We start from the raw sequence: 18,865 nt of genomic DNA, 5'->3' as shown, positions 1-18,865 counted from the left end.
GTCTCTGCGTCGTCACCGACGGCAGGTCGAGGCATCCAATTCCGAGGAGGACCGGAGCAGCGATGAAAAGACGAATGAGAGCGTTCACACACAATGCGGCCCGGGTGACCGCAGGTGCCGTACTCCTGGCGTCGGCCGGCGTCGCCGTGGCGATGCCCGCCGGTGCGGCGGCAGCCGGTTGCTCGGTGAACTACGCCGTGTCATCCCAGTGGCAGGGTGGCTTCGGCACCAACGTCACCATCACCAACCTCGGTGACCCGCTCACCAACTGGACGCTGACCTGGACCTTCGGCGCCGGGCAGAGCATCGACCAGGCGTGGAACGCCACGGTGAGCCAGAGCGGCGCCGCCGTCACCGCCCGGAACGTCAGCTACAACGGCGCCATCCCCACCAACGGCAACACGTCGTTCGGCTTCAACGGATCGTGGACCAGCAGCAACCCGGTGCCGACCAGCTTCTCGCTCAACGGGGTGGCCTGCACCGGCGGCACCACGCCCACCACGCCGCCGCCGACGACCCCACCGCCCACCACCCCGCCGCCCACCGGCGCGGCGGACATCACGGTCAACACCGCCACCCGCCACCAGACGGTCGACGGGTTCGGGGCGGCGCAGTCGATCTGGGGTAGCGCGTGGTCGACTGCCGAGACGCAGACATTGGTCGGGATGGGTGCCAACCAGTTGGGGTTGTCCATCGTGCGGACCGGTCTGTCGCCGGTGTCGAGCGAGTGGGCGACGCATGTGAACTCGTTGAGGACGGCGAAGTCGTCCGGGTCGGGCGTGAAGATCCTGGCCTCGCCGTGGACGGCCCCGGCGGCGTGGAAGACGAACAACAGTCGGATCAACGGCGGCAAGCTGCGCACCGACTACTACGACGACTACGCCAACCACCTCAACAGCTACGTCCAGTACATGCGCGGGCAGGGCGTGACGATCGACGTCACCTCGGTGCAGAACGAGCCGGACTGGCACCCGGACTACGACTCGATGGACTGGAGCGGCACCGAGCTGCGCAACTTCGTACGCGACCACGGCACGCGGGTGCAGAACACCAAGCTGATGGTCGCCGAGGCGGTGAACCTGAACTACACCTACACCGACCCGACGCTCAACGACACCACCGCCCGCAACAACATCGGCTACATCGGCGGACACCTGTACGGCACCGAGGCGTCCGGCCGACTCCGGTCGTACCCGCTGGCCGACCAGCACAACAAGCCGGTGTGGATGACCGAGTGGAACCTGCACGCGGCCGACGGCAACGGCTCCAACATCTGGGGCAACCCCGGCAACCAGACGGTCTGGAACGAGACGCTCGACGACATCATGCGTACGGTCCACCGGTCGATGGAGGCGAACTGGACCGCCTACGTCTGGTGGTACGGCAAGCGCTACTACTCCTTCATCGGTGACGGCGAGGCCGCCTTCGGCACCACCGCCGGCGCGCCGCTCAAGCGCGGATACGCCTTCTCGCAGTACTCCAAGTACGTCCGCCCCGGCTACCAGCGCGTCGCCCTGGCCAAGAGTTCCAAGGCCTCGCCGTTGGAGGTGACCGCGTACCAGGGTGGTGGGAAGACCACGCTGGTGATCCTCAACCGCTCGACCAGCGCGGTCAACAACGCCGTGATCCAGGTGCCGCAGTCCGTCACCCGGGCGGAGCACTACCTGACCTCGTTGAGCGCCAACGCGGCCAGCCAGCCGACCAGCGTCAACGGCGGGCAGGTCTCGGTCAACGTGGGCGCGCGCAGCATCTCCACCGTCGTCCTGACCCACTGAGTACCTCCCGACGACAACTGCGTGGCGCGCATGATGCGCGCCACGCAGTGCCCGTGGGGCGTCCGGTAGCCGCGACCGCCGTCCCGGTCCGGCAGGTCGTCGGCGCTGTCGGTCCCGGATGTGATGCTGACCGTCGTGATCGTGACGTTCGACAGCGAGTTGTGGACCTGGGCCGCCCGCCGTGACGAGAGTTGGACCTTCGTCAGCCTGCCGGTCGGGGCGTCCGAGGAGATCCGCGAGATCTCCGGCGGTACGCGTCGGGGTTTCGGTGCGGTACGAGTCCGGGCGGCCATCGGCGGGAGCCGGTGGACGACCTCGGTGTTCCCCGACAGCGCGCGCGGTTGCTACGTCCTTCCGGTCAAGCGCGCCGTCCGCACCGCCGAGGCGCTCGACGTGGGTGACACCGTGACCGTGACCGTCGAGCTGGTCGACCACGGATGACGGCGGTCACGGTCGACCCGCCGGCACCGGTCGACCCGCCGGCACCGGCGGACTCGGGGCGGATCAGGGTCGCAACCACCACGGGCTGGTGTAGGCCACGCCGAAGTCGTTGCAGGGGTGCCCGACCGGACCCGGTGTGCCGTTGGGCAGGGCCGGGTCGGAGATCCGCAGGACCACCCAGTCACCGTCGGCGGCGCGCAGCGGCACGGTGACCTCGGTGAGTCGGCCGTTGACGGTGTCGACGACGTCGACGACGGTCGGCGTCGAGGTGCCGGGGCGCAGCACCTGGACGCGCAGCGGCTTGCCGTCCCAGGCCGCGCCCCGGTCGATGTCCACCAGGAACCGCACGTCGCCGGAGGTCACGTTCACCACGCCACCCATGCGTACGCCGTTGGCAGTGGCGTCGACCCGCAGCCCGGAGACCCGGGTGGCGAAGCAACGGCGGGCGGCCATCGCCTCGAACACGGCGGCGCGGGTGTTCTCGGTGACCCACAGGCCGCTGCGGCCCTTGCCCTCGTGGAAGCCCCAGGTCGTGCCGTGCTCGTCGGTGACCCCGGTCAGGCCCGGCCGCCATCCGGCGTTGAGGCAGGCCACCAGCGGCGACGTACGGCCCGACGACCAGCCCTCGAAGAGGTAGTCGTCGGTGCGGTTGAACATCTCCAGACCGACGAGTTGGTCGCGAGCCGAGGCGTGGAAGGAGAAGTCGTCGAAGCGGCCCAGTTCCCGGCCCGGGTGGTTGAAGCTGGCCAGACCGCCGGGTCGGCCGGTGAGCCAGCGGTACAGGCTGCCGGTGCTGCCGGCCCGCAGCAGGTCGGCGAAGTCCGAGGTGTTCCAGACGTTGATGTGACCCTGCAACGGGTGGGACCACTCGAAGCCACGGATCGCGGTGAACCGGCCGGGGTCGTCGGCCGCGTTGGCCAATTCGCCGGTGGTCCGCCACTCCGACGAGCTGAGCCCGTCGACGGCGAAGAGCGTGGCGTGGTCGGTCAGCGCGGCGACGTCGAGACCCGCCTCGCGCATCGAGGCGAACGCGGCCTGCGCGCTGCCGTCCCCGTCCGACATGACGGTGTGGTTGTGCAGGTCGGCGTGGACCAACGTGGTCCCCTGGGTGATCGCCGAGGTGCGGGCGGCCCCGGCTGCCGCAACGGGGACGTCGGCCATCGTGGTGGTGCCCGCGCGGGCCGGGGTCGGCAAGGCGGCCAGCATCAGCATGCCGCCGGCACCGCCCAGCAACGCCCGTCGACCGACGGACGCGGTGACGTCGACCTGGCCGTACGGTGCCTCGTCGGTGGACCGGTGGTCGTGGTGACAGTGGTGCGGGTGAGGGTGTCCACTCATGAGCACACATAAACGTATGGCGATGTAACGACGCCACCGCCTCGGGGCGTCGGTCAGGCGAACAGTGCGCTACGAACGGCCCGAACGGCACATTCTCGGGTCGTATTCGCGTCGAATTCCGGGAGTGGCTCAGACGCCTCGCTACGATCCGATCGAACCGCCGTTCCCGGCGAATCGACTCCCCGTCGACATCGTGGAAATTCCACGTCCGACCGGAAAGGACAGCCGCTGATGAGAAGTGAGCATCCTTCCCCGCTCAACGACGACGGGACCCGCCGAGAGGACCTTTCACTTCCGGCGGGAGAAAGCGCCGAGACCGATCCCGCCGACCCGGACGGCACGCCCGACATCGTCGAGCAGCGCACGCCTCCCGGCAGCGAGGAGTTGACCGCACAGCCCTCACCGACCGCGCCGCCCTCCCCGACCGCACCGTCCTCACCGACCGCGCCGCCGGAGACCGACGACCCGGCGACCCGCACCCGTCGGCAGCGACTCCGTCGCGCGTTGAGGTCGGTCCCGGGGCTGATCGGCATCGTCGCCGGCCTGGTCGGGATCGTCGCCGGCATCGCGGCGCTGATGCCCAAGGAGCAGCCGTCGGACCCGTTCCGGAAGGCGTTGTTCACCGAGCCGTTCACCTCGACGGCGAGCGATCCGGACGAGGTCCGGCAGAGGTACGCGCTCTGGGTCGACACCGAGGACGGCGACGACGACGTGTGGCGGAGCGAGGTCGACACCGCCCAGGGCCTGTTCCGGCTCTCCAACCAGACCGGCTCCAACCAGGTGCGCTACATCTGGCTCAACGCGACCAACGCCGGTGACCGGGTGCCGGTCGACATGACCGACAGGCCGGTCTCCGTCGACGTACGAATCGCGAAGCGGAGCCGATCCACGAGCGCGGCCGGACTGATGTACCGCTGGTCCGGACAACCGAAGCGGTATTACGCATTCCTGCTCTCCGGAGACGGCACCTATTCGTTCGTGGCGCGCAGCGACGCCCTCGGATTCTCCTACCGGCTGACCGAGCGTTCCGAAAAGATCACCGCCGACGGCTGGAACAGCCTCGCCGTCGTCGGCAACGGCAATCAGCTCGATCTCTATATCAACGGCACGAAAGTGAAGACCGTCGACGCCGTGGACTTCCCGGACGGCACCACGGGGGTCATCGCGACCAGTATCGGTGCGTACGAGTTCGACAACTTCCGCATCTACGAATGACGGCACCGGTGCACGCCACCGGGCCCTCCGTGAGACGTGAGCCGGACGCCCACCCGGGCGAGCCGAGGCTCCGTCGCGGTGCCGGCATGTCGATCTCCGCACGGTCCTGACCAGGAGCGACCCGAGCCGTAACAGCCCTGGAACACCCTTGACATCGAAAGGCGACCCCCGCCACACTACCGATGCTAATTCGATTTAGCACAGGACCAGGTCCACAGAGTACCGAAACGGGTCATAACCCCCCGCCGGGCAGTAGCCCACGTGGCCCAGGAGGAGGCTCTCCACGTCCGATCACCCCGCGCCCCGTCGCGCGGGCCTCACCCACCTTCAGCGGCTCCTGCGGCAGTGAGCCGGAGCCGAGAGCCAGGGTCCGAACACGACCACGAGATCCGAACAGCACCGCGAGAAGCGGTTGTAGAGGAGTAGTGCTCAGTTGAAGACAGAGACCGGAAGGCGCAGGCTCAGGCGTACCGTCTCGGTGCTTGCCGCCATGTCACTCGGAGTCGGCCTCGTCGTCTCCGCGCCGGCTGCCGCCTCGGCCAAGCCCGCGTCCAAGGAGGGTGCCACCGTCAAGGCGGACAAGCACTCACCGACCGGATACACCGTCACGTTCGTCTACCGCAATCCGACCGCCACCCAGGTCCGGCTCGCCGGTGACCTGACCCTGCTCGACGTCAACACCGGCAACACGCGATACCAGCCGGAGGAGTGGCAGCCGGGTCGGTACCACGCCGGGGGAACCGAGTTCCTCCGCGACATGACCCGGGACAAGAAGGGCAACTGGTCGGTCTCGCTGCCGCTGCACGCGGGCGGCATCAGCTACTGGTACCGGGTCTGGGACCCGACCCAGGGCTGGGAGAACAAGCGCATCTGGGACCCTGCCTCGACCAACCCGCGTCCGCCGGGTGAATCCTCGTTCCGGACCCGGAACAACGACGTTCTCGACGCCGTGTACGTGCCGTACGCGGCGAAGCAGAACGACCCGGTACTCAAGGGCCGCGCCGAGTACGAGCTGCCGGCCAAGCCCAAGGACCGGGGCACCGTCCGGTACGTCCCGTACACCACCATCCTCGGCGACAGTGGCCACTACCTCGGTGTCTACCTGCCGCCCGGCTACGACGCCAAGCGCGCGCAGCCGTACAAGGTGGCCTACCTGGCGCACGGGATCTTCGGTGACGAGACCGACTTCATGGTGCCGGCGAACGTCCCGAACATCCTGGACAACATGACCGCGAAGGGTGAGATCGAGCCCACCGTGGTCGTCACCATGGGCAACCACTTCACCGGCACCAGCCTCGGCTTCGCCTCGTACAACCAGACCAACGCCGCCAACAACCTGGTCCAGACGATCCTGCCGCTCATCGAGGACCGATACAACGTCGCCACCGACCGGTCCGGCCGGGCGTACGCCGGGTTCTCCTACGGCGGCATGACCGGCGCCCACGTGATCCGGGGCTACCCGACCACGTTCGGCTACTACGGTCACTTCTCCGGCAACCCGTCGCTGAGCGCCCAGGACTACGACAACGTCGCGAACGCGGTCGGCGACGACGACCTCCTCGTCTTCCTCGGCAACGGCGTCTTCGAGGGCAACCTCAACAACCAGAACGCCATCGCCGACAACTTCCGGGCCCGTGGGTACACCGCCCACACCACCCAGGTCCCCGGCGCGCACGACGGCATGACCGCGAGCCAGCTCTTCACGATCTTCGCTCGCGACCACCTCTGGACGGGCGTCGACACGGTCGGTGACGCCCGCGCCAAGGTCAAGGCGAAGGCCGCGCCCGCATCGGTCCCCGCCGGGCGCGCGTTCACGCTCGACGTCGAGGTGCGGGCACAGACCCAGCACAAGAAGTCCCCGACGCCGACCGGCGAGATCACCGTGACCTTCGCCGGCACCACGCACGTGGTGACGCTGAACAAGGGCAAGGCCGTCGTGAAGCTGCCGACCACCGGGCTGTCCGCCGGGTCGTACGCCGTGCACGTCGCCTACTCCGGTGACCGGACCTACGCGCCCACCGCAGAGGTGCACCAGAAGCTGCGGGTGCGCTGAGGCGCTGAACACGGTGGGCCGGTGACCTCCCCCGTCCTCGGCCCACCCGCACCGGCGGGGTCGCGTCATCCCTGACGCGGCCCCGTCGGGGTGTCCGGCAACCGGACGGTGAACAGGCTGCCCTGGCCCAGGGTGCTCTGCACGTCGATGGTGCCGCCGTGTGCCCTGACCAGGTGCTGGGTGATCGCCAGGCCGAGGCCGCTGCCGCCGGTCGCGCGGGTGCGCGACCCGTCCGCCCGCCAGAACCGGTCGAAGATCTTCGGTAGGTGCTCGGCCGCGATGCCCACTCCGGTGTCCCGTACGGTGATCGTGGTGCCCTGCGCGGCGACGGTGACCGACCCGCCGGGCGGGGTGTACCGGATCGCGTTCGAGACCAGGTTGCCGACGATCTGCCGCAGCCGGACCGCGTCGGCCGGCAGCACGGGATCGTCCTCGATCTGCATGGTCAGCGCGATCCCGGCCGCCTGTGCCGTACCCCGATGACTGTCCACCACCTGCGTCACCACGTCGGCTACGTAGGTCGGCTCGGGATGGATCCGCAGCGTGCCCGCGTCCGCCGCGGCCAGGTCGGCGAGGTCGTCGATGATGTGCTGGAGCAGCACCGCCTCCTCGTGCAGCAGACCGAGCAGTTGAGCGTCGGTCGGCGCGAGGTCGTCCTGGGCCGCCTCCAGCCAACTGCGGATGTTGGTCAGCGGCGTACGCAGTTCGTGTGCGACGTCGCTGACCATGGCGCGTCGCTGTGCCTCGGCGCGGTCCCGGCGATGGATCGAGTCGTTGAGCGCCCGGGCCAACCGTCCGATCTCGTCCGGTGCGGAGACCGGGGCCGGTCGCTGCCGGTCGACGGCGTCGGTGAGTGTCCGCAACGGACGGACCAGCCGACGGCCGACCAGCACCGTGACGATGATGGTGGCGACCAGCACCGCGCCGGTCACCGTGACGATGCGGACGGTGTTCTCGCCGGACAGCGTGAACGTGGTCTGGTCGGCGCCGCTGTCCGGGGCGGTGATGAACAGCAGCACGGCCGGGGCCACGTGCGGCTGGAGCATGCTCCGCCGCGACTTCTCCACACACTCGCTGATCCGGGCCGCCTCGTCCGCGTCCACGTCGACCCGGAAGGTCTCCCGGGGGGCGGGACGGGCACTGCGCTCGTCGACGTAGTTGATCAGGTACGCGTTGAAGTCGGGCAGGATCTCCAGCCCCTCGTCCTCGCCCAGGTCGAGACACTTCCCGGCCAACTGCCCCAGGGACCGCAGCGCCTTCTCCTCGGCGGCGCTGGCCGTCAGGGGCTTCGCCTCGCATCGACCGGCCGCCCCGCGCGGATCCGGCGTGGTCAACACGACGGTGAAACGCCCGTCGGGCAGCGGCTCGATCTCTCCGTCCAGGCGACTCCCCCGCAGGCACGCCAACTGTTCCTTGGCCCTCGCCAGCAGCGCGTCGCGGACGTCGTCCGGCACCCGGAACGGGCCGACCGCCCGGGGGTCGATGCGGTCGGTGCCGCCGGTGAGGCCGAGATCCAGGTTCAGCGGATCGACCACGGCAGCCGGGCGGGCGGAGTCCAGCGAGGGACCGTCGAGCGTGTCGGCGACGATCGTCCGGTCGTCGGTCATCAGGGTGATCCGCCGGTCCAGCCCGGCGGCCCGCTGCTCGATGAGCGGCGACACTGCGGACCAGTCCGGGTGGGTGGCCGCGTACCCGATCAGCTCGTTGTAGACCTCGGTGTTCTCGGCGAGTGAGCGACCCTGCTCCTGGCTGATCGCCCGGGTCGCGGTCCGGGTGGCGAGCCATGCGGTGGACGTGATCGCGGCGATCGCGATCAGCACCGAGGTGACCAGCAGCCGGGTCACCAGGCTGTGCCGGATCGGCACCCGCCGGGCGCTCACCGGGATGTCGCCGGACCGCCGGCCAGCTTGTAGCCGACCCCGAAGACGGTGACCAACCAGGCCGGACGCTGCGGATCGCGTTCTATCTTGCGGCGCAGGTTCATCACGTGGACGTCGATGGTCCGCTCGGTCGAGCTGCGGTCGAGACCACGGGTGTGGTGCAGCAGTTGACCTCGGGTGAAGACCCGGTTCGGCTGCTTCACCATCGCCGCCAGGATGGCGAACTCGCCCCGGGTACAGGCGACCGGAACGCCGTCGACGGTCACCTGGTGCGCGGTCGGGTCGACCTCGATCGGTCCGACCCGCAGCAGCCCGGCCCCGGTGGGCGGCGACGTGCCCGGTCTGGCCCGCCGCAGCAGGGTACGGACCCGGGCCATCAGCTCCCGTGGGCTGTACGGCTTGGTCAGGTAGTCGTCCGCGCCGAGATCCAGTCCGGTCAGCAGGTCGTCCTCGGTGGACCGGGCAGTCAGCATCAGCACCAGCACGTCGGATTCCCCGCGCAGGGTCTTGCACACCTGCAGGCCGTCCAGCTCCGGCATCATCACGTCCAGCACCAGCAGGTCGGGGCGGAGCCGACGGGCGGTGTCCAGCGCCGCCCGGCCGTCGTGCACCACCACGGCGTCATGGCCCTCGGCGGTCAGGTATCGGCGTACCACCTCGGCTTGTCGAGGATCGTCGTCGGCGACCAGAACCTGTGCACACATGGCGGCGATGATAGGTCTGGATTCCCGCCGGTAGGGCTTCGGCGGCGATACCTGACAGGTTTCTAACGACCGCTGGACACCCTCGTCGGCATGGATCCGAAGCATGACGCCCCGACCGAGTTCATACCGCGTGTGCCCGATCCGCCGGTACGGCGACGCGGTCTGCGGTGGCTCGCCGTGGTGCTCGTGGTGGCGGTGCTGACGGTGGGTTCCGGGATCGCGGTCAGCCGGCATCGGGCCGACGCCCAGCCGGTGTCGGCGAACACGGACGTCGTCGCGACCACGCCGATCGTGCGCCGCGACCTGTCGACCACCCGGACGCTGCCCGGCAGCATCGGGTACGGCCCGACGCGTCCGATGGCTGGGCACCTGGCGGCGACGGTGACCTGGTTGCCGCGCGCCGGCACCACCGTCAAGCGGGGTGGACAACTGTTCCGGGCCGACGACCGGCCGGTGGTGCTCTTCTACGGCAGCCTGCCGATGTACCGGGACGTCGCCGGGCCGAACCTGGTCGGCCGGGACGTCCGGGTGGTCGCGGACAACCTGCGCGCGCTCGGCTACTCGGTCGGCCGGCAGCCGTCCCCCGGCGAGTGGGTGACGCCCCGGTCCCCGGCCCGGAGCGCCGCCGACGACGAGTCCGTCGAGGCCGGCGCCGCAGGGGCCGGTGCCGCAGGGGTCGGTGCCGCGCCGCATCGGGTACGCAGCGGCGAGGGCGTCCTCACGCCGGCCCTGGTAGCGGCGATCAAACGCTGGCAGACCGACCTCGGTGTGCCGGCCACCGGCACGATCCCGGTGGGACACGTCGAGGTGGCGAGCGGAGCGGTCCGAGTGGACTCGGTGACCGCACAGCCCGGTGACCCGGCGGAGACGCCACTGATGGCGGTGACCTCGGTCCGCAAGGTGATCACGGTCGGTGCCGAACTCACCGACGCCGCCACCATCAAGCGCGGGGACCGGATCCAGGTCGGCCTGCCCGACGACCGCAAGGTCCCCGCCCGGGTCGTCTCCGTCGGCCGTGATCTCGTCGCCAGCGACAGCGGCATCGCGAGCGGCCCGCCCCTGCTGACCGTGACGGTGGCCTTGGACAAGCCGCAGGCCATCGCCGACCTCGACTCCGGCGAGGTGCAGGTGCACTTCACCGGGCGTACCGCCGACGACGTCCTGGTCGCGCCGGTCGAGGCGCTGGTGGCGTTGCGTGAGGGCGGCTACGCGGTGCAGGGACCCGGCGGGCTGGTCGCGGTACGCACCGGTCTGTTCGCCGACGGCTGGGTGGAGATCACCGGCGACGGGCTGACCGAGGGCACCGAGGTGGTGGTGCCCTCGTGACCGGGCCGGTGCTCTCGGTGCGCCACGCGTCCATGGTCTATCCCGGCGGGGTGACCGCGCTGTCCGACGTGAGCCTGGACGTCGCCGCCGGGGAACTGGTGGCCGTCGTCGGCCCGTCGGGATCGGGCAAGTCGACCCTGCTCAACATCATCGGCACGTTGGATCGGCCCACCTCGGGCACCGTCCACATCGCCGGTCAGGACGTCGCGACACTCGGGGACCGGCGGCTGTCGGCACTGCGGGCCCGGGAGATCGGCTTCGTCTTCCAACAGTTCCACCTGGCCGACGGGCTCAGCGCCGTCGACAACGTCGCCACCGGCCTGCTCTACGCCGGAGTGCCACGACGGCAGCGGCGGGAGCACGCCCTGCGCGCCCTGGCCCGGGTCGGCCTGGCGCACCGCACCGGCCACCGCCCGGGGCAGTTGTCCGGGGGCGAGAAGCAACGCGTCGCGATCGCCCGCGCGCTGGCCAACCGGCCGTCGCTGGTGCTGGCCGACGAACCCACCGGCGCGCTCGACACCGCCACCGGGCAGTCCGTACTGCGGCTGCTGCGCCGACTCCACGAGGAAGGCACCACCATCGTGCTGATCACCCACGACCGGGGCATCGCCGCGTCTCTGCCCCGGCAGATCGAGATCCGCGACGGACGGCTGATCCGCGACGACACGCAGTCGTCGCCCGTCGCGGCCCGCGCGGTGCTGTCGGTCAGCCCGGCGCGTGCCGTGGAGTCGGGCGGCCCGGCGCGTGCCGTGAAGTCGGGCGGCCCGGCGCGTGCCGTGGAGTCGGGCGACCCGGCGTGTGCCGTGAAGTCGGTCAGCCCGGCCCGCGCCGTGGAGTTGGGCGCCCCGGTCGGCGATGTGGTGTCGGACCGGTGACCGGGCCGATCGACCGGGCGCCACGGCCGGCCCGGCTGGCCTTGCCGGATCTGCTCGCGCTCGGGGTGACCGGCCTACGGGCCCGTCCGCTGCGGGCGGTGCTCTCGGCGCTGGGTATCGCGATCGGCATCGCCACGATGATCGTGGTCACCGGTATCCCGGCCGCCGGCCAGGCCGCACTGCTGACCGAGTTGACCGCGCTCGGCACGAACTCCCTCCAGGCGATGGCGGCACCGGACCGCGATCCACCGGTCAAGCTGCCGGAATCAGCCGTGGGGATGGTGCAGCGCATCGGCCCGGTCACGGCAGCCAGCGCGGTCGGCAACACCCGCACCGTGGTACGCCGCAACGATCTCCTCGATCCCACCGACGGCTCCGGCCTCACCGTACTGGCCAGCCGCCTGGACCTGTTGCCCACGATCAACGCGCGGATCCGCGCCGGTAGCTGGCTGAACCCGGCCACGGCGGACTTCCCCACCGTCGTACTCGGCTCGGTGGCCGCGACCCGGCTCGGCATCGCCGACCTGCCCGCCGGAGAGCCAGCGCCTCAGGTGACGATCGCGGACCGCCGGTTCACCGTGATCGGCATCCTGGCCGAGACCCCGCTGTCCCCGGACATCGACCGGTCGGTGCTGGTCGGCTGGTCGGCGGCGCGCAGCGAGCTGCGGTTCGACGGCCACCCGACGGTGATCTACATACGCTGCGAGGAGTCGCAACTGGAGGCGGTACGCGGTGTGCTGGCGGAGACGATCTCGCCGGAGCGCCCCGGCACGGTGGTGGTGAGCCGTCCCTCCGACGCGTTGGCCGCGAAGCGGGCCACCGAGGGCAACTTCTCCGTGCTCTTCCTGGCGCTGGCTGCGGTCTCCCTCTTGGTCGGAGGCATCGGGGTGGCCAACACGATGGTCGTCTCGGTCCTGGAGCGCCGCGCCGAGATCGGCCTGCGGAGGGCGCTCGGGGCCACTCGTGGACAGATCCGCAGCCAGTTCCTGACCGAGTCGACCGTGCTGGCGGCACTCGGCGGTCTGGTGGGTACGGCGGTGGGGCTGCTCGCCACCGTCGGGTACGCGGCCTGGCAGGGGTGGCCACTGGTGCTGCCCGGCCAGGCTGCGGTCCTCGGGGTGGGTGGCGCCGTGGCGATCGGCGTGCTCGCCGGTGTCTACCCCTGCGTACGCGCGGCCCGGCTACCCCCGACGCAGGCCCTCGCCGCCGCCTGATCCTGCCGAAGGGCGGACACGAAGGAGCGCGGCGGCCGCTGCTTGTGTGTAAGGAGGGGTCCCTTCCTAACGCCTCGTGTATAGGAAGGGACCCCTGCTTACATCTCGGCGGGCGCCGTCAGTTCTGCGCGGCGGCCACCGTGCGCTCGCACTCGGGGGCGAGATCCAGGCCCATGCTGATCGAACGGGAGTGGTTCTGGTCGCCGCCGAAGGCGAGCGAGACGCCGTCCTCGGAGACCTCCACGTACTTGACGCCCTTGTCCTTGAGGCACTTCACGACTGCGACCGCGAAGTCCCGCGCCTCCGGGTTGGCCGGGTCCTTCTCCCACGGCGGCAGCGGATAGTACTTCGGCTCACAGATCCGGTTCGCCGCCTCGTACGCCTCCGCCTCCTTGGCGTTGGTCTCGCCGGACGGTCGGCCGGGGTGCCCGGCCGTCAGCTTTTCCGGGACGCCCTGCTGCTTCAGGCACTTGCGGTACGGCCCGAGCAGCGCCTGGTACTCCTCCGGCGTGGTGTCGAGCCGCTCGCGCGGACGTTCCTCCTTCGGCTGCGCCGAGCCGGTCCGTTCCGGCTCGGGGGTGGCCAGTGAGGCCACCTGTCCAGCGCCGTCGTCCGTCCTCTTCTCCTCCGCCGTCGTCCCGCAGGCCGACAACGCGATCAGCATGACGGCACCCATCAACAGCGTTCGGTTCCTGCGCATGACAACGCCTCTCGTCCGATCGGTCCGGGACGTTCCCGGGCCGCTGCGGCCGGTTCTCGGCCCGGCCGCAGCCAGCCTCGCGAGCGGACGTGAGGAACATGTCAGGTCGATGGGCCTCCCGGCGGGGCATCGACGGAGGGCCACGCCGGGCTCAGCTCTGGGTGATCACCGGGTCCGCGGCGAGGCTCTCGGTGCGTTGACCGATGAGGGTACGCAGACGATCCGCGTCGTCAGTCACGGTCTGCGCGTCCTGCCCGTCGACGCTCGACAACACCTCGGTGATGCCGTCGAGCGCCGCCAGGGCCGCGCCGTCGGCGTAGACCTGCCGATAGAGCTCGCGGTACGCGTCCTCGTACACCTGCGTGAACGTCTCGCTGGCGAGGAAGCGTTCCTTGAGGAGGTGACCGCCACCACCGGGTCCAGCACCACCCGGGCCGCCACCACCGGGCCCACCGTCACCGCGCCCAGCGTTGTCAGGTCCACCGTTGCCGGGCCCAGCGTCGCCGGTGCCCCCAGCATCGTCGGTCCCGCCGGTGTCGGGACGGCCCGCACGGTCCGGCCTCGCGTCCGGGGCGGCGACAGCCGGCGGATCTGTTCCCGGGGCGGTGAAGCCCGGCGGGGCCGCGCCTTCGTTCTCGGCATCCTGCTGGCCGGTCGGCGTACGGGTGGCGCCCCCGCCCCGGAAACCACCACCGAGACGCCCCTGCTCGTGCGGGCCCTGACCGGCGTCACCGCTGAAGGTCAGGTTGTAGTCCCAGCCGACCACGGTGAACTTCTTGCTGGTCAGGTCGTACCAGAGGTAGTAGTTGCGACCCGGACCGGACATGTCGTCGAAGTTGAGCAGCAGGTTCTGCCAGGCCACGTAGCGGGCGAAGGACTCCACGTCGACCCGGTCGGCGAGCTGTTCGTCGAACTCGGTGTCGCTGGCGTTCTCGACCCACCTGATCAGGTCGATGACCGGTTGCAGGTCCTGGCTGCCCTTCATGGTGATCTGTTTGAAGTCGTCGTCGTAGGCGGTCGGGTCGTCGCCCTGGTCGGTGAAACTGCCGGTGGCCAGCGACTTGTAGAGCACACCACTGCCGTCGATCTTCGCGGTGAAGTTCTCGTCGGGATGTTCCACCACCAGGCGGGCCGTGGTCGGCCGGTCGTTGACGGTGAAGCTGGTGTACGCGTACTCCTGGGCCACCTCACCGGCGTCAGCGAGCAGGTCGAGCGTCACCGCCTCGTTGAGCACCGTGGAACCGCCGCCCATGCCGGCGACTCGGAGGGAGAGTTCCCGGTGCCCCTGATAGCGGCGGCCGTCGACGTACTCGTCGAAGCGGATGAGCCAGGGCAGGTTCTCCGGTTCCTCGGCTTGGAGCGAGATCCGCGACATCCCGCCGCCGTTCGGTCCGGGACCCGCACCGTTAGGTGCCGCGCCGCCCGGTCCGCCCTGCGGGGTCTCGCCGTTGCGGCTCAGGCTGCGCAGCGTGGAGTTCCCCTTCAGGCGGATACCGACGCTGGGCACGCTGGTGCCGTCGACGACCAGGTCCGCCTCGATGTAGTCCTTCTCGCCCTCCGCATAGAAGGTGTCCAGCATCCGCTGGTAGTCCGCGTCGCGGAAGACGAGCGTGATGCTGTGCGCCACGGTCTCGTCGAACAGGTCGACGGTGCCGGTGATGTCCTGGGTGACCAGGTCACCGCCGACCGCGCTGCTGGTGACGTACGGGCGGATGCGCACCGTGCTGAGCGTCACCGTGAGGACGAGCAGGAAGGCGACGCAGCCGGCCAGGAACCTCCAGTAGTGCCGGACCCGGACCGGGATCCGGTGCTTGAGCCTCATCACAGGTCCGTCTGGTCGTAGCCGGTCAGCACCGTGACCCGCTGCCCGCCGGTGCGTTCGGCCAGAGCGGCGATCAGCTCGCCGGGCTCGGTGCCCTTCTTGAGCCGCACCGTGTACATGATCTCGGTCAACGCGCCGCCGCGAATCGTCTCCATGCTGACCAGCTCGAACTCGCTGGTGTGGCGGACCAACACGTCCTGGATGGACTCGGTGTAGTTCGCCACCGGCGGGACCTGCACCTTCACCACCTGCCGCTGCACGTTCGAGGCGAACCAGTTGAAGCGGTACATCAACACGATGATCAGGCTGATCGCAACGGCGGCGACCACGGCCAGGATGTAGAACCGGGTGCCGCAGGCCATGCCGACACCCATCACCAGGAAGATGAAGCCGACGTCCCGGGTCTCCTTGATGGCGTTGCGGAAGCGCACCACGGACAGCGCACCGACCAGGGCGAACGCGCGGGCGATGTTGGACCCGACGACGAGCATGATCAGCGAGATGAGCATGCCGAGGATGACGAGCGTCTGCACGTACGACTGGCTGTACGAGATGTTCCGGTGGGTGAATCGGTAGACCCAGCCGATCATCGCGCTGAGCAGGAAGGACAGCGACAGGGCGAGGGCGATGTCGCCGACGCTGAACGTACCGGAGAGGTCCTGGAATTCGAACGGCATGAGAATCAGCGCTCTCTAGGCGGAGGGATGGGAGACGGCGGCGGCGTCCGTCACGTGGAAGACGGAACGAGGGGCGCGGCCGAACGCCTCGACGCTCTGGCAGTACTTCGACATCCGGACGATCGACAGGTTCGCCCGGGCGGCCAGGTCGGTGAGCCAGTACGGCACCCGCTCGTTGGCCTTGATCTCCACCACGGCGAGCGTGGCCGGCACGATGAGGCGGTTCTCCGCCTCGGCGCCGAGGTGGAAGTCGCGGTCCCGGCCGCGTACCCGATGGTCGATGGTGACTCGCAGGCCGACGTCGGAATCCCGTCCGACGAACGCCTCCCGCTGGTATCCGGTCATCGCGACCGGACGCAGGTCCAGTCCGCAGACCAGTTCCAGCACCTCTTCGAGGAAGGCCCGCTGGTCGGGATGGTGCGCGACCATCTCCCGGCGGTCGCAGAAATCACGGGCCAGGCGGTACGGCAGGGCGACGCGACGCTTCTGGGTGACCCGGTTGACCCGTTGCTTGATCTCGACGTGCACGATGCTGTCGTCGGTGATCGTGGAACGGTCGCCGTAATGGCGCACCCGCAGTTTGCGACGGAACCGGAGACCTTCGATCTTCTCCCAATAGAAGCGCAGTCGATCGGTGTCGTAGTAGACGCTCCACACGCCGTACCCGGTCCAGTCGCCATGACTGTCGCGGCCCATTCGCGCGTCCAGTTCGGCACGCAGCGCCGGCACGTCACCGACCGGCACCACGTATTTGACCTCGTACCGATTGAACGCGTGCAATCGGCTCGGTGCGCGGAGGGCGTGGCCGGCCTGATCGTCGCGGTCCGCAGCCGGGCCGGGCCCGACGATCGGTGCCGACGGTGTACGCGTTGCGGGGCGGGCGGGTGCCCGGTTGCGCCAGGTGAGCATGGGATGTTGGCCGATCCGTAGGCGTCAGATGCCCACGAATACCAACAGGCGTACCTATGAACGGGCTTTGATTCTCGGATGAACCCCCGGTGAACGACGTCGGCGTCACCGGTGACGCCGACGTCGTCCGTGTTCGTTACGGGGTGACCACCCGGCCGCCGAAGGTCACGACCAGCCGGCCGTCGGACGCGAAGGACCAACCCAACGCACCCGAGTACGACGAGCACCGGGACCCGTTGGTGCCGGACCAGAACTGGTTCGAGCTGTCGGAGTTGCCGATGATCCGGTCGTTCGAGCCGCTGTTGCACGACGTGTTGTTGCGGAACACCGAGGAGCCGCCGTCGAAGTTGAAGTTGCGCTCGGTGTTGCCGATGTTGGCGTTGTTCGACACCGTCATCGTGCCGGGGTTCCGGTTGTAGGTGAACCCGTGCTTGCCGTTGTCGTACGCGATGTTGCCCCGGATGGTGTGGTTCACCGCGATGTCCTCACCACCGAGCTTGAAGCCGTTGCGGTCACCGTTGCCGGCCTGACCGCCGTTGCTCAGGGTGCCGTTGCCGTAGGCGAGGGAGGACTCGATGGTCACCGCGCCGATCGCGCCGGTGTCGCTCTTGGTGTAGAGGTCGTACCCGTCGTCGATGTTGTTGTGGGCGACCGTGTAGCGGAAGACGTTGCCGGAGCCGACGGTCAGCTTCGGGGCGAACCCGTCGGCGTCCTCACCGTCGGAGTCCACGTTGTCGTGCGACACCGTGCTCACCACGAGGTTGTTGGAGGGCCACTGGTCCCGGGGCGCGTTGGCGATCAGCCGCGAGAGCTGGAGCCCGGAGTCCCGGTTGTGGCGGGTCACCACCCGCTCGACGATGTTGTTGTTGCCGGCGAGCAGGATGCCGTTGTCCCCGGCCCGCTCGACGACGATGCCCCGGACGTGCCACCACGACCCGCCCATTTCGAGCCCCCGGTTGGCCGGGTCCTCGCTCTGCGCCGAGAAGTTCAGGATCGGGGTCTCCCCCGCGTACGCGAAGATGTTCTTTCGGGCGCTCGACGTGCCGTTGTTGCCCTGGCCGATGGTGATCGTCTGCGAGTAGCGGTAGGTACCGCCGCGCAGGAAGATCGTCCCGCCTGCGGTGATCCGGGTGATCGCGGAGGTGAGCGTCGTCGGGCTCGCCAGCGTCCCGGGCGCGCTGTCGGTGCCGGTCGGCGCCACGTAGAGCGTGCCGGACGAGGGCGGCGGGGTGGTCGGCGGAGGCGTGGTCGGCGGCGGGGTGGTCGGCCCGGTCGTCGGCGGCGGCGTGGTCGGCGGGGTCGTCGTGCCGGAGGCGTACGTCTCGAACTCGGCGACCCTCGGCGTACCGCTCGCGCTGGTGATCTCGAAGTTGATTTTGCGCAGCGAGGTGGCGGCGAAGGTGATCGTCCCGGCCCCGGTCCCGCTGGCCAGGGTCGCGCCGGTGTCGTTGTTGACGAGTCGCCAGCCGCCGATGACCCCGACCGCGCCGGACGCCTCGCGGATGGTGACCGAACCGACCGTGGTGGCGGCACCCCACTTGACCGAGATGCGGCCGGTCGAGCCGGACGGCGACCAGTATGTGCTCACGTTGCCGTCGATCACGTTGCCGTAGCTGGTGCCGCTGCCCTTGCTGGAGCCGTCGGAGCCCGCCCCGATACTGAGGTTGGTCGCGTTGGCGACGACCGACGCGGCGGCGAGGCCGTCCGTCGCACCCGACGCGTGGGTCACCGGCAGCGCCGCGGCCACCACGGCCGCCGCGACCACGGCGGTGCCGCCGGCCATAAGCCTGTGTCGCACTGTGCTTCTCACTGTTGGACTCCTCGGGAGTGAGCGCGGCGCGAGACACGTCCTGCACAGCCCGACACCGCAGGTGACTGAGTTTCGTAAGCTCTCGAACTGGCCATAGAGCGAAACATCGATGTAACCTCAGGCTAG

General features: G+C 69.7%; 14 protein-coding genes and 1 pseudogene. 7 read left to right on the top strand and 8 right to left on the bottom strand.

Annotated elements, in window-relative coordinates; genetic code table 11:
- Positions 1-74: 74 nt before the first annotated feature.
- Entirely contained in the window at positions 75-1,775 is a 1,701-nt protein-coding gene (locus ACWDVW_RS27830; protein ID WP_449954558.1) for a cellulose binding domain-containing protein, read from the top strand.
- Positions 1,776-1,910: 135 nt separating this feature from the next.
- Positions 1,911-2,216, top strand: coding sequence for a DUF1905 domain-containing protein (locus ACWDVW_RS27825; protein ID WP_396748945.1), 306 nt, complete (start codon positions 1,911-1,913; stop codon positions 2,214-2,216).
- Between the two features lie 63 nt (positions 2,217-2,279).
- Here ACWDVW_RS27825 and ACWDVW_RS27820 read toward each other — a convergent pair whose 3' ends face one another.
- Positions 2,280-3,554: a CehA/McbA family metallohydrolase gene (locus ACWDVW_RS27820; protein WP_449954554.1), complete on the bottom strand. Its 1,275-nt coding sequence runs from the start codon at positions 3,552-3,554 to the stop codon at positions 2,280-2,282.
- Between the two features lie 231 nt (positions 3,555-3,785).
- Between ACWDVW_RS27820 and ACWDVW_RS27815 the strand changes: the two genes are divergently transcribed.
- Positions 3,786-4,769, top strand: a complete 984-nt coding sequence (locus ACWDVW_RS27815) for a LamG-like jellyroll fold domain-containing protein (protein ID WP_449954552.1) — start codon at positions 3,786-3,788, stop codon at positions 4,767-4,769.
- 490 nt (positions 4,770-5,259) lie between these two features.
- Entirely contained in the window at positions 5,260-6,822 is a 1,563-nt protein-coding gene (locus ACWDVW_RS27810) for an alpha/beta hydrolase-fold protein (protein WP_449954550.1), read from the top strand.
- Positions 6,823-6,887: 65 nt separating this feature from the next.
- Here ACWDVW_RS27810 and ACWDVW_RS27805 read toward each other — a convergent pair whose 3' ends face one another.
- Entirely contained in the window at positions 6,888-8,702 is a 1,815-nt protein-coding gene (locus ACWDVW_RS27805; protein WP_449954548.1) for a sensor histidine kinase, read from the bottom strand.
- A complete protein-coding gene (locus ACWDVW_RS27800) occupies positions 8,699-9,406 on the bottom strand; it encodes a response regulator (protein ID WP_449954546.1) in 708 nt (235 codons plus the stop codon). Before ACWDVW_RS27800 ends, ACWDVW_RS27805 begins: the two co-directional genes overlap by 4 nt.
- A 90-nt stretch (positions 9,407-9,496) precedes the next feature.
- Here ACWDVW_RS27800 and ACWDVW_RS27795 point away from each other — a divergent pair, with 90 nt between their 5' ends.
- The 3 genes and pseudogenes from ACWDVW_RS27795 (at position 9,497) to ACWDVW_RS27785 (ending at position 12,821) form a co-directional block, all read left to right on the top strand.
- Entirely contained in the window at positions 9,497-10,732 is a 1,236-nt protein-coding gene (locus ACWDVW_RS27795; RefSeq protein ID WP_449954543.1) for an efflux RND transporter periplasmic adaptor subunit, read from the top strand.
- Between the two features lie 32 nt (positions 10,733-10,764).
- Positions 10,765-11,394 (top strand): annotated as a pseudogene (locus tag ACWDVW_RS27790) (ABC transporter ATP-binding protein); the annotation flags it as partial.
- A 209-nt stretch (positions 11,395-11,603) separates the two neighbouring features.
- The gene (locus ACWDVW_RS27785) at positions 11,604-12,821 is read left to right on the top strand and encodes an ABC transporter permease (protein WP_449954540.1); all 1,218 of its coding nucleotides are present in this window, start codon (positions 11,604-11,606) and stop codon (positions 12,819-12,821) included.
- A 118-nt stretch (positions 12,822-12,939) separates the two neighbouring features.
- Here the strand turns inward: ACWDVW_RS27785 and ACWDVW_RS27780 are convergent, their stop codons facing one another.
- From ACWDVW_RS27780 to ACWDVW_RS27760, 5 genes are all read right to left on the bottom strand, one after another.
- A complete protein-coding gene (locus ACWDVW_RS27780) occupies positions 12,940-13,521 on the bottom strand; it encodes a hypothetical protein (RefSeq protein ID WP_449954538.1) in 582 nt (193 codons plus the stop codon).
- A 151-nt stretch (positions 13,522-13,672) separates the two neighbouring features.
- Complete coding sequence (locus ACWDVW_RS27775; RefSeq protein WP_449954535.1) at positions 13,673-15,343, bottom strand: CotH kinase family protein; 1,671 nt, start codon at positions 15,341-15,343, stop codon at positions 13,673-13,675.
- Positions 15,343-16,020 (bottom strand): DUF4956 domain-containing protein, encoded by a 678-nt coding sequence (locus ACWDVW_RS27770; protein ID WP_449954533.1) that lies wholly within the window; start codon positions 16,018-16,020, stop codon positions 15,343-15,345. Before ACWDVW_RS27770 ends, ACWDVW_RS27775 begins: the two co-directional genes overlap by 1 nt.
- A gap of 15 nt (positions 16,021-16,035) precedes the next feature.
- Positions 16,036-16,800: a VTC domain-containing protein gene (locus ACWDVW_RS27765; RefSeq protein WP_449954530.1), complete on the bottom strand. Its 765-nt coding sequence runs from the start codon at positions 16,798-16,800 to the stop codon at positions 16,036-16,038.
- A 265-nt stretch (positions 16,801-17,065) separates the two neighbouring features.
- Positions 17,066-18,739: a cellulose-binding protein gene (locus tag ACWDVW_RS27760; RefSeq protein WP_449954527.1), complete on the bottom strand. Its 1,674-nt coding sequence runs from the start codon at positions 18,737-18,739 to the stop codon at positions 17,066-17,068.
- Positions 18,740-18,865 lie beyond the last annotated feature (126 nt).

This window comes from Micromonospora sp. NPDC003241, from assembly GCF_053589795.1.
Note: the sequence above shows the minus strand (reverse complement) of the source record. Positions and strands in the feature narration are given on the sequence as shown.

Coding starts and splice junctions, on each gene's coding strand:
- ACWDVW_RS27830 (WP_449954558.1), top strand. CDS start 75: ATGAGAGCGTTCACACACAATGCGGCCCGGGTGACCGCAGGTGCCGTA.
- ACWDVW_RS27820 (WP_449954554.1), bottom strand. CDS start 3,554: ATGAGTGGACACCCTCACCCGCACCACTGTCACCACGACCACCGGTCC.
- ACWDVW_RS27815 (WP_449954552.1), top strand. CDS start 3,786: ATGAGAAGTGAGCATCCTTCCCCGCTCAACGACGACGGGACCCGCCGA.
- ACWDVW_RS27810 (WP_449954550.1), top strand. CDS start 5,260: ATGTCACTCGGAGTCGGCCTCGTCGTCTCCGCGCCGGCTGCCGCCTCG.
- ACWDVW_RS27800 (WP_449954546.1), bottom strand. CDS start 9,406: ATGTGTGCACAGGTTCTGGTCGCCGACGACGATCCTCGACAAGCCGAG.
- ACWDVW_RS27795 (WP_449954543.1), top strand. CDS start 9,497: ATGGATCCGAAGCATGACGCCCCGACCGAGTTCATACCGCGTGTGCCC.
- ACWDVW_RS27780 (WP_449954538.1), bottom strand. CDS start 13,521: ATGCGCAGGAACCGAACGCTGTTGATGGGTGCCGTCATGCTGATCGCG.
- ACWDVW_RS27775 (WP_449954535.1), bottom strand. CDS start 15,343: ATGAGGCTCAAGCACCGGATCCCGGTCCGGGTCCGGCACTACTGGAGG.
- ACWDVW_RS27770 (WP_449954533.1), bottom strand. CDS start 16,020: ATGCCGTTCGAATTCCAGGACCTCTCCGGTACGTTCAGCGTCGGCGAC.